Source organism: Chimaeribacter coloradensis, assembly GCF_002858715.1.
GTDB classification, from domain to species: Bacteria; Pseudomonadota; Gammaproteobacteria; order Enterobacterales; family Enterobacteriaceae; genus Chimaeribacter; species Chimaeribacter coloradensis.
The window spans coordinates 42168-56395 of record NZ_PJZH01000005.1; the positions used below are offsets into that span (position 1 = coordinate 42168).

Annotated in this window: 7 protein-coding genes; 2 read left to right on the forward strand and 5 right to left on the reverse strand. The window is 64.5% G+C overall.

Annotated features, from left to right (window positions below):
• Positions 1-3 precede the first annotated feature (3 nt).
• The 5 genes from CYR32_RS07675 to bcsO are packed head-to-tail and all read right to left on the reverse strand — an operon-like array spanning position 4 to position 9690.
• A complete protein-coding gene (locus CYR32_RS07675; protein WP_241523780.1) occupies positions 4-3975 on the reverse strand; it encodes a cellulose biosynthesis protein BcsC in 3972 nt (1323 codons plus the stop codon).
• Positions 3962-6346: a cellulose biosynthesis cyclic di-GMP-binding regulatory protein BcsB gene (gene bcsB, locus CYR32_RS07680; RefSeq protein WP_101823804.1), complete on the reverse strand. Its 2385-nt coding sequence runs from the start codon at positions 6344-6346 to the stop codon at positions 3962-3964. Before bcsB ends, CYR32_RS07675 begins: the two co-directional genes overlap by 14 nt.
• Complete coding sequence (gene bcsA / locus CYR32_RS07685; RefSeq protein ID WP_101823805.1) at positions 6346-8442, reverse strand: UDP-forming cellulose synthase catalytic subunit; 2097 nt, start codon at positions 8440-8442, stop codon at positions 6346-6348. The genes bcsB and bcsA overlap by 1 nt, the downstream gene beginning before the upstream one ends.
• Positions 8443-8461: 19 nt before the next feature.
• Positions 8462-9268 (reverse strand): cellulose biosynthesis protein BcsQ, encoded by an 807-nt coding sequence (gene bcsQ / locus CYR32_RS07690; RefSeq protein ID WP_101823806.1) that lies wholly within the window; start codon positions 9266-9268, stop codon positions 8462-8464.
• On the reverse strand, positions 9259-9690 hold the full coding sequence (gene bcsO, locus CYR32_RS07695) for a cellulose biosynthesis protein BcsO (protein ID WP_101823807.1): 432 nt from the start codon (positions 9688-9690) through the stop codon (positions 9259-9261). The genes bcsQ and bcsO overlap by 10 nt, the downstream gene beginning before the upstream one ends.
• Positions 9691-10454: 764 nt before the next feature.
• Between bcsO and hmsP the strand changes: the two genes are divergently transcribed.
• Positions 10455-12485 carry a biofilm formation regulator HmsP gene (hmsP, locus tag CYR32_RS07700; RefSeq protein WP_101823947.1) on the forward strand — a complete coding sequence of 677 codons (2031 nt, stop codon included), beginning with the start codon at positions 10455-10457 and terminating at the stop codon, positions 12483-12485.
• A 216-nt stretch (positions 12486-12701) separates the two neighbouring features.
• A complete protein-coding gene (locus CYR32_RS07705) occupies positions 12702-13982 on the forward strand; it encodes a dicarboxylate/amino acid:cation symporter (RefSeq protein WP_420912823.1) in 1281 nt (426 codons plus the stop codon).
• Positions 13983-14228: the final 246 nt, after the last annotated feature.

Consider the following 14228-nt stretch of genomic DNA (forward strand, 5'->3'; position numbering starts at 1 on the left):
ACATTATTTCCTGTCCAACAGATAGCGGAAGTAGAGCTCCGCCCTGCTTTCATTGTAGTCACCAAAGGTGTCGTAACCCACTTTCCCGCCGACGATCATATTGCGGTTCAGGTGATAGTTGCCCGCTGCCCCGAGGTTCCAGCCGATGCCGTTCTCGCTGCTGCCGGCGTAGTAGGCTTCGGTGCCGTAACCGGCCGCCACCAGCGATTCAAGCTGGGACTGGAGCGCCGGGTCATCCGGGTAGTAGGCGCTTTTGTCTTTCGAGTAGGACTGGTAGCCCGCCGAGGCATTCAGCTTCAGATCCCAGTCATCCATCTTCTGCGTGTACTCCACCGGGAAGGCGACGCTGACATAGTTCTGCGGGCTGAAGTAGCCGCCCTGGCCGTAGCTGAAGTAGCTGAGGTTTTTCGAGAAATCCATATAGCCGACGTTGACGCCGGTTTTCAGCTCACGGTCACTTTCGCGGTAAGGGCGCACATAGAGCCCGGCATTGGCCTCGATCCCGTGGTTTGAGGCGACGTGGTTACCGAGGTAGCTGTAGTAACCCGCCCCGGCGTAGAACCCGGCGTCGCCGTCGTCATAGGAGAGGCTGAGGCTGCCGCCGTTTTTGGTGACCTGGCCCCACTTTTTGCCGCTGTAGGTGTCTTCAGTGCCGACGTAAGAGAGCAGGCTGTCCGTGACGGCGCGGCGCTCCGCGGTGACTGTCAGGGTGGTAAAGTCGCCTACCTTCGGCGACCACTGCACCCCGCCCACCAGCGAGTTGAGATCCTGGCCGAGCGGGGTGGAGCCGACGTCCGCTTTGTAGTGGTCGCCGCTCACCGCCAGCGCCAGCTCCACGCCGGAACCGTTCTGGTTGCCCGACTCCGGCGCGCTGTAGGCGGTGGGGTCGGCACCGGTGATGGTGCTGTAGGCGGCGCAGCGCGCGCTGGTGGCATCGGTGGCGCAGTTGGCGGTATAGCCTGCGGCCGCCGCGGTTTGCAGCTTCGCCAGCGAGCTGTAGCTGTCGGCATCCAGTCCGGCGGCTTTGGCGGCGGCGCTGACGGTCTCCTTCACGGATTGCGCCTGGGCCAGCGCGCCCTGGCCGAAGCGGCGGTTGCCGGTGTCGCTGCTGCTGCCGCTGCTGAGGGAGACCGGCGTGGCGGTGAAGCTGACGCGCGCGCTGTCAAACGGCTCGGCGGAGAAGGTCATCGGCGCTTTGGCTTCGGTAAGCTGGCTGAGGCCGCTTTCGCCATCGCGCCCACGGATCGAGAGGCCGCCCTGTACCCAGGTGGCGTTTTTCTCCTGCAATGCATCCAGCATCGCGTTGACCTGCTTCAGCGTGGTGTTCTGGCGCGCCAGCAGCGGGGAGGCGGGCGCGCCGGGGATCTGCCCGTTGTTGAGGGTTTCATCCGGCTGCTGCCACGGCAAGACACTGCCGTAGGCGGAGCCTGAGCGGGTACTGCGGGTGGTGCGGTTGATAAACGGGTTATCGGCCAGCGCCAGCCCGGCGATGGTTGGTGTGCCGCTGCCGCCCGCCCCCTCAAGCCCGATCATCTTGCCCTTGGCAGAACGCAACAGCGCCAGCGCCTGATCGTGGTCGCCTTCCGCTTCCGCCACCCGCGCCGCCTGCAACAGCCGCTGCGGGGTGCGCGGCCCGGTGAAACCGCCCATTAACCGGCGCGCGCGCGGCACGTCGCCGTCGGCCAGCGCCACCTCCACCGCCCCTTCACGCGCCTCCTGCGCCGGCGTATCGCGGCTCAGCAGGTAGTCATAGACCTTGCCCGCCTCTTTATTCATCTTGCCGGACTGGTAGAGCCGCGCCATCGCCAGCATCAGGTCGCGGTTCTGCGGGTCGTTTTGCAGCGCGACGATCAGCTTGTCGTAGGCGGCGGCATTCTGCCCCTGCTCACGCAGCCGGTCAGCCTCGTTGATCACGAAGCCGGTGCGCAGACGGCTAAGCTGCGCCGGGCTGCTGCCCGCCTGAACCTGCGGGTTGCTGAGCCAGGCGTCCGCTTCGCTGCCCAGCCCGGCGGCGTTCAGCACCGCGATCTGGTCGGCGTAATCCCCGGCATTGCCCTTCACGCCCTGCTGCATGTTCCGGTGCACCAGCGCCACCGCGCCGCTGGCGTCACCTGCGGCCAGCAGCCCTTTCGCCAGCGCGCCGCTGTCGGCCGGGCTGTCGGGCGGCGTTTGTGCCAGCGCGTGCAGGGTGTTGGCGGCAGCCGTGAGGTTACCGCTTTGCAGGTAGGCGTTGGCGGCGGCCATCTGCCGGTTGAAGTGGGTGCGCCCGGCCAGCCCGCGCATTGCGGCGGTGCGGCTGCGTGGCGGGATGCGCGCCAGCAGCGCGTCGGCCTGCGGCCAGTTGCCGTTTTCAGACGCAAACAGCGCGGCGGCGTAAGTGGCCCCGGCCGGGGCGTTGGGGGCCGCCGCCGGGGCCATCAGTGCCTGCGCCTGGGCGCTGTCGCCGAGACTGGTGAGGATGCGCGCCCGGTCGAGCGTCACCCAGATGTTGTCCGGCTGCTTCTCCTGCGCCTGTTGCAGCAGGGTCAGGGCGCGCTGCGGGTTATTGGCCTGCACCGCTTCCGCTGCCTCGCGGCGCAGCGGCTCCACGTTGACCCCGGCGGGCTGTACCCGCGGCCGCAGTAACGCAGGCAGGCTCTGCAACAGCGCGTTGGCCTCTGCGGTGTCGCCCTGCTGGCGCAGCACATAGTACAGCCCCGCTTTGGCGTCATTGTTCTGGCTGTCACGGGTCAGCAGCGCCCGGTAGAGCTGCGCGGCCCCGGTCAGGTCGCCGCTGCGGCGCAACAGGTCGGCGCGGAACAGCGCCGCCGCCAGCCCTTTGTCACCCGCTTCGGTGGTCAGCGGGGCGGAGAGGGTGAGCGCCCGGTCAGTGTCGCCCGCCGCCGCGGCGCGTTTCGCGTCGGCCAGCGCCGCATAGAAGCGGGCGTCCTGCGCCTGGGCGTGCCACTCGTCGCTGTGCGGCCCGCCCTGTTGGGCGGCGCGCGTCAGATAGGTGTCTGCTTTGGCGAAATCCCCATTGCGCTGGGCGATGTAGCCCAGCCCGGCCAGCGCGTCGGCGTCGTTGGGGCTGGTGGCCAGCACCGCGTCAAACTTCGCCTGCGCATCCTGCATATTGCCGCTGTTCAGGGCGGTGAAGCCTTCGCCTTTGGCCGCGCCGCCGACGTTTTTCTGGAAATAGGCCATCACGCCGCTGTCGTTCGGGTGCCGCTGCTGGTAAGCCTGATAGAGCGGCTGATCCTCCGGCTGCGGGGTGAGCCACAACAGCGCCTGACGCAGGGCGCTGTCCGCCTCGCTGCTTTTGCCCGCAAGGCCGGCCAGCAGGCTGATGCCGTCGCGGCGCGTGGCAGCCTGATAGCTCATCGCTTTGCCCAGCGCCAGCCGCGCCGCGCCATCCGCCGGCCGGGCGTTGAGGCGCGCCTTCAGGCCGTCGATCGCCTGCGGCAGCAGCGTCTGGTCACCGGCCATGGTGAGGTAATATTCGTTCGCCAGGCTCTCCGGCGGCTCGCTGCCGCTGAACAACTTACGGTACGCTTCCAGCGCCTGGCCCACCGCGCCGTTGGCGGCCAGTTGCCGCGCCGTCGCCAGCTGAACCGGCGGGATCGCCTGCACCGCCCCGGCGTTGTCGAGCGCGTCCAGCCGCGGGTCGCCCGGCGAGGCCGCGCTGAGCTTCTGCCGCCACTGCGCGGCGGTGGCCTTGTCACCGCCCTGCATCGCATACAGCGACATCAGGTAGAGCGCCTCCGGGTTGTTGGCCTCCACCATCAGCACCTTTTGCAGCGCGTCTTTCGCCAGCTCGTCGTGCGCTTTCTCATGCCAGTAGGCGGCCTGATCGAACAGCGCCTTCAGCGCCGGGTTGCTGTCGGTGGCCTGCACCGTGACCGGCAGCACCGCCAGCCCGGCGGCCCACAGGGCGAGGCGCAGGCGTGACGGGGTCAGAAAAGGCAGCGGGCGCGCCACCGGGTTACTCATTTTCATCAGGGAAGTCCTTGCCGGCCGAACCGCGGTGCGGGGCCAGGCGCTGTGCCGCATGGCGGGCCAGCAGCACATAAATACTCAAACCGATCGCCGCAGCGAACAGCAATGTCACCAGCGACAGCACCACAATGTGCTGGCTGGCGTACCAGACAATCATCAGGTACCAGGGCAGCTGGCCGACCGGGAACTGCGGGCCGACGCGGAAACTGCGCACGCCGTTCTCATCGGTGATGATGGCCAGATCGCCGCGTACCCCGGCGTTGATCGCGGCGGTGTTCAGATCCTGATTAAGCTTCAGCAGCTCGCTGTCATCGGTGGCGGTGGCCAGCACCACCACGCGGTTTTTCGCCCAGGGGGAGGGGAAGCTGGCAAAGCCGCGCCACGTCTGGGTAGAGGAGAGGTAGCGGTCCGCTTCGACCGGTGTGCGGAACCAGTCACCGGTGGCCCAGGCTTTCAGGCGCGCCGGGGTGCCGGGCGTGCGCACCGTCAGGCTGTGGTTTTCCGGCTGGAACGGCGTGCCGCCCAGCAGGGCCTCAGCAAAGGCGTTATCGTGCAGGGAGGCCACCGCCAGGATGTCACGATCCCCGGCATCACCCGGGACGCCAAACGCCACCCGCACCTGCGCCACCGGCACGCCGGTGGCGTTCCCGGCGCGGCCCATCAGCCCCAGCAGGGTGTGCAGCTCCGCCACGCCCGGCCTGGCGGGCAGCAGCAGCAGCGTCTGCGAGAAGTCCGCCAGCCGTGAGAACGGGAACGAGGCGCCGACGTAGTAAGAGAGATTCGGCAGCTGCGAGAAGTGGTGGGTGTGCGTCAGGTCGATGTAAGAGTCGTCATCGATCCGGCTCTTGATATTGTTGCTGGTCAGCAGGTTGCAGGGCGCATCCTTCTTCGGTGCAATGGCGTAGTAGAAGGTCAGCTGGTTGTCGCCGTAGATCAGGTAGGGCGCCAGGTGCAGCGTGGTGCTCTCCTGCCGGGTATCACCGCCGAGGTAACGCCAGGCGCTCTCCACCAGCCCGTTTTTGTTCACCGTGAGGTTGCGCAGGAAGGTGCCGTTGATCGAGATATTCAGCTGCGAGTTGTCTTCATCGATCCAGTTTTCCGTGGGGAAACGGTAACCGAGCTGCACCGGGATGGTATCGCCGTCCCACATAAAGAGATCCGGCGCGGCACGGAACGCCACGTGGATGGCGTCATGGTAGATGCCGCTGGCGGTCAGTGCGTCCTGATTCGTCACCAGGCTGCGCAGGCTGACCGGCTCGCGGGTGTTGATCCAGCGCGGCGCGTCGTAAGGCAGGCGCGGCGGGATCGGCTGCGTGGTAACTGCCAGTGCGCTCTGGCCTTCCGGCAGCGGGGCGCTGACCAGCCGCCAGGCGGCCTGGCGGAGCTGGCGCTCATCGTTGCCCAGCACCAGCAACAGCTTGTAGACCGGGTTGAGCGGGTTGTCGATCACCTGCAACAACGGGCCGGGGGTGGCGGGCAGCGTCAGCGAGCCGATGCGGTCACCCGGTTTACCGAACACGATGCCGTTCTGTTCCGGCAGGCCGTCTACCACCACCGGGAAATCAATGCCGCGGTAGTCGGAACGCATCCCGAGGTAAGAGGCGACGGTGGCCGCCGCACTGACCTCCGCAGGTTGCAGCGCCGCCGGGAACACCATGCTGACCTGTGAGGCATTCATCTGGAGCGGGTCGAAGAACGGGCGCGGGAAGTGGCCGAGATCGCGGCCGATGTTCAGCCGTTGCCCCTCCAGGTGTAGCCGGGTGGTGGGCTGCACCGTGACCCAGTATTTATCGGACTGGTCGCGCTCGCATTGCATGGTGTTGCTGTCCTGCACCTCGAAACTGAGGTTGTTGCGCGAGACCACCATCGCCGCCGGGATCTCCAGCTCGTACTCATTGTCGCGGCTGCCGTCCCCGGTCAGCGGCAGCGCGCCGAGCGGCTGGCCGTTGAGCATCAGTTGCAGGCTGGTGTCGCGCGCCAGCAGGGCAGGGGAGACCTTGAGCACCAGCGTCAGGCGGGCGTTGGTCATCACCTGGTCGGCCGGCAGGGTAAAGACGATGCCGGAACGCAACTGGCCGCCGCTCAGGGTCAGGCCGTGCGGCTGGCCCATCTCTGCCAGCGTCAGGCGGGTGGTCACATTCTGCGCCAGGGCGATCTGCGGCACCGGCACGTCCGGCACGGCGATCTCCGGCGCGTCCGGTTCAGGCGCAGCGGCCTGCGGCAGGGGCGTGCTGTCAGCCGGGCGCGGCAGGGTGGAGAGATCCAGCGCGGCCGGTTCCGCCTGGCCCACGGCCAGCGGCAGCAGGGCGAGGCCGGTGGCGAGCCACGGGCGGGCGCGGCGCAATGCCGCCAGGAGTCGGATAGGGGTCATCAGGCAGCCTCACCCTTGTTCACCCTGGCGCTGCGGCGGCGTGCCTTGCGCTCTTTCCAGGTGTGGTAGAACAGCTCGAACACACAGCGCACGATGCCCATCAGCGAGTGCAGCGGGCGGTCTTTCGGGTGCGGCGGCGTGATCCAGGCGTCGGCGCGCGCCAGCACCACCCGCACCAGCTCGCGGCGGCGGGAGAGCGGCATCTCGCCAAATTGCAGGCGAATCACCTTCTCCGTGGCGTCGATCAGGCTGACCGGGATGCAGACCGCGCCCGATTGCAGCAGGATCTCCACCTCTTCGATCACGTCATGCTGGTAGCGATCGTCGGGCGTGACCAGTTTCACCCCGCCCATCGACATGTCCACGGTGGTGGTGCGCACTGAGATGCCGCTGGCGTAATGCACAATCGCCGGCAGCGCCACGTCGATGCGGATGGTTTTGCGCACCTGGCGCGTCTCTTTCGCCACGGCAATCGCCGCCAGCAGGATCAGCACGCTGAAGCAGCCCCAGCCGATGTTGAGCGCCATTACTTTCGGGTCAACGCCGAAATAGTTATGCGCCACGGCGCGGGTGATGCCGGCCACAATCCCGGCCAGCATCATCACCACCACGATGACGTGCGGCCGGACGATGTTGAAGTCAAAGAAGCCGTTGTCGAGCAGGCCGCCCTTGTCGGTGACGTTGAACTTGCCGTGTTTCGGCGAAATCAGCGTCAGCAGCGTCGGGATCACCAGGTGGAACGCCATCACCGTCTCGTAGATCTCCCCCCAGAAGGCGTAGCGGTAGCGGCCGTTCATCCGTGAGTTGATGTACACCGACATCAGCAGGTGCGGCAGCATATAGGCGAAAATCATCGAAGCCGACGAAGCAATAATGTTCTGGTTAAACAGCAGGTAGGCCATCGGCGCGGTGAGGAAGATCACCCGCGGCAGGCCGTACTGGAAGTGGAGCATGGCGTTGAGGTAACAGAGGCGCTGCGGCCAGCTCAGGCCGCGGCCGAACAGCGGGTTATCAACGCGGAAAATCTGCGTCATGCCGCGCGCCCAGCGGGTACGCTGGATCACATGCAGGCCGAGGCGCTCAGTGGCCAGCCCGGCCGCCAACGGCAGCGCCAGAAACGCGGAGTTCCAGCCCAGGCGCTGCATTTTCAGCGCGGTATGCGCATCTTCGGTGACAGTTTCCACCGCGAAGCCGCCGATCTCCTCCAGCGCCACGCGGCGGATCACCGCGCAGGAGCCGCAGAAGAAGGTGGCGTTCCAGTTGTCATTGCCCTGCTGAACCGGGCCGTAGAACAGCGCGCCCTCGTTCGGCACATGGCGCGCCGCCGAGAGGTTACGCTCGAACGGGTCGGGCGAGTAGAAGTAGTGCGGCGTCTGCAGCAGCGCCAGCCGCTCCTCTTTCAGGAAGCTGCCGACGGTGGCCTGCAAAAAGGCGCGGGTGGCGACGTGGTCGCAGTCAAAGATGCAGATCAGCTCGCCTTTGGTGAGCGTCAGCGCATGGTTGAGGTTACCGGCTTTGGCGTGGCGGTTGTCGTTGCGGGTGATGTAGCCCACGCCCGCATCGGCGGCGAACACCGCGAACTCGTCGCGTTTGCCGTCATCCAGCAGGTAAATTTTCAGCTTCTCTTTCGGGTAGTCGATGCACTGCGCCGCCAGCACCGTGTCACGCACCACGTCGAGGCTTTCGTTGTAGCTCGGCACATAGATGTCCACCGTCGGCCAGAGGCTCATGTCATCCGGCAGCGGTTCGATGGTGCGCTTCAGCGGCCAGGTGGTTTGCAAATAGCCCAGCAGCAGGATCACCCAGACGTACAGCTCCGCCACGAACAGGCCGATGCCGAGCACCGCCTCAATGGTGGAGTTAAAGTGCAGCGTCTCGGTGGCGCGCCAGTAGATGTAGCGGGTGGAGGTCAGTACTGACATTACCACCATGATCACGCTGACTTTTTTGCTTTTGCTCAGGCCGAGCAGGAACAGCGTCGCGATGCCGATCAGCCCGAAGGTGTACTGCTTTTCGCTGTCGAGCGGCGTGATGATGACCAGCAGGGCCACCGGCAGCAGCAGAAGCAGCAGCAGGGAAAACAGGAGTTTGTTCATGACGTCAGGGTGGCCGCTATCAGTAAGTGTGGGGAGGGGTGATCGACGCGTGGAATTCACCGTCGCCAACGTTGATGCCGAGAATGGCCGCCACTTTTTTGCTGACCAGTTCGATGTCAAACGCAGCGGCAGAGACCGGGCTGAAATCGATGATTGCCCGCTGGGAGGCGTTGGCCTCCGGCACGCACTCATCACGGTGGACGGTGCCGAGCAGGCGGTCGCCCAGGCGTTGCTCAAAGAACTGGGTGACGTCACGGCTCAGGGTGCGGCGCATGTCGATCTGGTTGATGACGTAGTACTCGCCCTGTTTGTCGTTCAGCGCGCTGCCGATCATCTTGTGGTTTTCCATCTGCGGCAGCAGCGACAGCGAGGCGGTGTCCGCCAGCATCACCACCAGGTGCAGGTCCGCCAGCGCTTTCATTGCTTTCAGCGCCGGGCTGGGGCCGGGCGGGAAGTCCGCCAGGATCACCAGGCCGGGGTAGTTCAACACCGTGTGCAGGCCGCGCATCAGGAAGTGCGGGTCGCTGGTGAGCTGCTGCTCAAAGGCGAGGCGCTGGGCCTCGTCCACTTCGCCGTAGGGCAGCACAAAGGTGTTGGACCCCGCCTTGAGGATGAACTGGCTCCAGTCGGCGGCGTCGGTGGCGTCAGCCACAAAGCCGCGCCCGTCGGAGACCGGCACGCCGAAATGCAGCCGCAGGGCGTTCTGTACGTCAAAATCGATCACCAGCACTTTGCTGCCGCTGCGCGCCAGCGCATAGGCCAGATTGGCGGTCAGGGTGGTTTTGCCGACGCCCCCTTTGGGCGAGCAGACACAGACTAACGGCATGAGGCAATCATCTCTAACAGGGGTTGAAGCGGTGTGTCACGGCGGCTGTCCGCGGCCGGGCGGGCGGCGGGTTTCGGCCGGAACAGCGAGGTGTAACGGGCCGCGTCCGCCGCGGCAGTGGCGGCGGCGTCAGGGGCGGCGGCCACTGCCGGGGCAGGAGCCTTCGGGGGCAGCTGCTCACTCAGGCTGCTGAGCAGCCCCTGGCCGGCGAATTCCCGGCCGGAGACCGGCACCGGAGCCGGCTGCACGGTGCGCTGGCTGCTGCCCAGCGCGCCGGGGGCGTCGGCCGCCGCGGAGAGCTGGCGCAGGATCGGCCAGTTCTGCTGGGCACCCTCCTGGCCGCTGTCTGAAATTTCCTTGTAATCAATCCCTTCCATATGGGTTTTTTCTTTGAACCGTTTAATATCGTCGTATGTATTCATCAGTGCGGCCTATACGAGGGTGTGGGTGCCGGGAAAAAGTGGTGAAAAAAACGCAGACAATCGTGCCGGCATTCCCGCCAGGGAAGGGGGTTCAGGTGACGTCGCCGCGCCCCGTCGCTGGAGCGCGCCTAATATATCAATTCCAAATCAGATTAATAGCGCAGCGATCGGCAGGGAAAATGCCTGTCTGAATAGTGCCTTGGTGTTTTGTTCTGAGGTAAATCCTATTAGCGTTTTTTAATGCCCGGTTAAGTGAATCATTAAAATTACGCCAGCGTAAAGCTCTGTTTAACCCGTATTCGCACGGGGTATATGTTAAATATATTTAATCATTTAGTGCGGTTTTCCTGCCCCTGCCACCCCGGAACACGCGGGCATGCCGTGCCGCCGCCTGCTGAAAAGGGGGAGTTAGCGGGTTTTACGCTAGGATAAGGATGAAAACGGCGGTTATCTTGCCGGAAGCGGTGAACAGGCCGTCTGCCGGCGGGGGAAACCCGTATACTGGGCAGCATGCTGCCTCGCCGTGATGATTGCGGCCACGCCGCCCCGCTTTTTGGTCATGGATTTAACTGTTTGTTACCAATGCGGCTCACGTATTACCATGAGGTGCCGCACGGAAGGGTATGACCTCCGATGTGACGGCCAAAACAGCATAAACAGGCAGTGATGCCGTGTGAGACCACCGCGCCGGGCGTGGTGTTCATCTCTTTATAGCCACGGGCGTGACGCCGGTGGCCGATCCCAGTGTGTGACGGAGACGTATGTTGCGGGTCAGACGTTCGTTAACGATTAAACAGATGGCAGCCGTATCAGGCGTGACGCTGGTTACCCTCTGCATTTTTATCACTATCCAGCTGTTTCACCTGGCGCAGCAGCGCCGGGAGGATTACGCCCAGCAGATGGAACAGGTGGCCCACTCTATCCGCCAGCCGCTGGCGGAGGCGGTGCTCAATGTTGACCTGCCGCAGGCGCACCAGCTTCTGAATACGTTCAAACCGCTCGGCATCGTGACGCGCGCCAACGTGGTGCTGCCCAACGACATCCAGGTGCTGCATGGCGACTTCCCGCCGGAGCGGGCGGTGCCGCCGCTGGTGGCCAGCCTCTTCTCACTGCCGGTGCGCATCAGCGTGCCGCTCTACACCCTGGAGCGGATGCCTGCGCACCCCAAGCCGCTGGCCTACCTGGTGTTGCAGGCGGACTCCTGGCACCTCTACCAGCAGATCCGCAGCATCATTATTACCCTGCTGGCGACCTATTTGCTGATGGCGCTGGTGCTCTCGGTGGCGGTGAGCTGGTGCATGAACCGGCTGATGGTGCACCCGCTGCGCCATATGGCGCGGGAGCTGGACGCGCTGGATGAGGGGCAGATTCTGCACCACCAGCTCCGGGTCTCGCCAATCCATAAAGATGACGAGCTGGGGATGCTGGCGCGCCACTACAACCGCAACCAGAAAGTGCTGGCGCAGCGCTTTGGGGAAAACCTGCGCGAGTGGCCGCGCCACCCGGTGACGGCGCTGCCGAATGAGTCACTGTTTACCGAGCTGCTGGCGCAGTACCTGCGCTTCCAGCCGCACCTGTCCCGTTTCAACCTGCTGCTGATCGACGTGGAGACGCTGCAGGAGGCGGCCGGGGTGCTGAACGAGCCGCAGCGCAACGCCATGTTGCAGGCGGTGGTGGCACGCATCCGCAGCGCCCTCGCGGAGCATGATGAACTGGGCCAGACCGGGCCGCATGAGTTCAGCGTGCTGGCCCGCAGCGCGGAGCGGCCGTTCCAGGCGATGCGGCTGGCGCGGGAGATCATGGCGGCGATCAACGCGCCGCTGACGGAAGGGGAGCTGACGGTGCGCCCGGTGGCCTGCATCGGCATCGCCCACCATGCCGGGGACAGCAGGCCGGAAGCCGCGGCGCTGATGCTGAATGCCCGCTCGGCGCTGGTCTCCGCCCACCACCAGGGCAAAAATGAGATCCTGTTCTTTGATCCGGAGCTGACGCGCAAAACCCAGCAGCGGCTGACGCAGGAGAGCGACATTCTGCAGGCGCTGGAGCACAACGAGTTCGCGCTGTTCCTCCAGCCGCAGGTTGAGCTGCAAAGCGACCGGATCATCGGCGCGGAGGCGCTGCTGCGCCGCCGCCTGCCGGACGGCAGCTACAGCCTGGACGCGGAGTTCATCCCGTTTGCCGAGGAGATCGGCCTGATTGTACCGCTGGGCTACTGGGTGCTGGAGCAGGGCTGCCGCATCCTGGCGGACTGGCAGCGCGAAGGGATCACCATTCCGCTCTCTGTGAACCTCTCCGGCGTACAGATTCAGCACCGCAATTTCCTGCTGGAGCTGAAAACCCTGCTGAGCCGCTACCAGATCAAGCCCGGCATGCTGGTGCTGGAGATCACCGAAACTGCCCGCATCGACGATCTTGACCGGGCGCTGAAGCTGCTCAGCGAGCTGCACCACTCCGGGGTGTCGGTGGCGCTGGATGATTTCGGCATGGGGTACTCCAGCCTGCACTACCTCAACCGCCTGCGCTGCCTGCCGATCAACATCATCAAAATTGACCGCAGCTTTATCAGCAGCCTGCCGGAAGATGACCTGATGGTGCGGATCGTCAGCTCCATCGCCAATGCGATGGACATCAGCGTGATCGCCGAAGGGGTGGAAAATTCCGCCCAGCACCAGTGGCTGAAGGCGCACAACATCCCGATGGCGCAGGGCTACCTGTTTGCCCGGCCGATGCCGCGCGACGCCTTTGAAAAGCTGTTGCGGCAGGGTGCGCCGCTGCCGGAAAAAACCGGCAAATAACGCCCCGGTTACCCGCGCCGGGCCATCGCCCGGCGCGGCACCCTTTCCCTTCCGACATCCTGCCGGTGAATCGATTCAGCTCATACTTTGCTATGAACAGTTGTTGCAACCATAGATAAGTTATTTCCAACATGTTTTCTTGGTGTTACTTTCGCCGCTGCTGTCATGCCCGTGTGGGCAGTGGGTGACAGCTCTCTCCCGCAAAGGATGTTGATCATGAAAAAGTTGTTTAAGAGCCTCTATTTTCAGGTGTTAACCGCCATCACCATTGGGGTGCTGCTCGGGCATTTCTATCCGGAGCTGGGGGCGCAGATGAAGCCGCTGGGCGATGGCTTTGTTAAATTGATTAAAATGATTATCGCGCCGGTGATTTTCTGTACCGTCGTGACCGGCATCGCCGGGATGGAGAGCATGAAGGCGGTCGGGCGCACCGGTGCCATCGCGCTGCTCTATTTTGAAGTGGTCAGCACCCTGGCGCTGATTATCGGGCTGGTGATTGTGAACGTGGTGCAGCCGGGAGCCGGGATGAACATCGACCCGGCCACGCTGGATGCCAAAGCGGTGGCGGTCTATGCCGAACAGGCGCAGCAGCAGGGGATCATCCCGTTCCTGCTCGACATCATCCCCGGCAGCGTGATCGGCGCGTTCGCCAGCGGCAACATCCTGCAGGTGCTGCTGTTTGCAGTGCTGTTCGGCTTTGCGCTGCACCGCCTGGGCGATAAAGGCCAGCTGATGTTCAACATGATCGAGAGCTTCTCGAAAGTCATTTTCGGCATCATCAATATGATCATGCGCCTGGCCCCGCTGGGGGCGTTCGGTGCCATGGCGTTCACCATCGGCAAATATGGCGTCGGCTCGCTGGTGCAGCTCGGCCAGCTGATCCTCTGCTTCTACCTGACCTGTATCCTGTTTGTGGTGGTGGTGCTGGGGCTGATCGCCCGCGTCACCGGCTTCAGCATCTTCCGCTTTATCAACTACATCAAAGAGGAGCTGCTGATCGTGCTCGGTACCTCCTCCTCAGAGTCCGCGCTGCCGCGGATGCTGGACAAGATGGAACGGCTGGGCTGCCAGAAGTCGGTGGTGGGGCTGGTGATCCCGACCGGGTACTCGTTTAACCTCGACGGCACCTCAATCTACCTGACCATGGCGGCGGTGTTTATCGCACAGGCCACCAACTCGCACATGGACATCTGGCACCAGATCACCCTGCTGGTGGTGCTGCTGCTCTCCTCCAAAGGGGCGGCCGGGGTCACCGGCAGCGGCTTTATCGTGCTGGCGGCAACACTCTCCGCCGTGGGCCACCTGCCGGTGACCGGCCTGGCGCTGATTCTGGGCATCGACCGCTTTATGTCTGAGGCGCGCGCGCTGACCAACCTGGTGGGCAACGGCGTGGCAACGGTCGTCGTGGCGAAACGCGTGGGCCAGCTGAATGAAAAGCAGCTCCACACCGTGCTGCATGATAAAAAATCCACCGCCGGGACGATCTCCTCCTCCTGATCGCGCTCAGATCGCGGCATTAAGCCGCACTTACAGGCTGTTTGCCGCCCAAAGCCACCCTTTACTTGATGTAAGTGGTGGCTTTTCCTCATAATACCCCGCCACCCCCGGCCTGCTGATGTTCAGATCGCCGCTTTTTTTCTCATTTCCGCGGTGACATCGGCAGGGGTTCGCGGTCAAACACGGGTTACCTCCCGTTTCGTCTCACTGACACGCACAGGGCAGGGCTGCGTTCCCGGAGCAGGG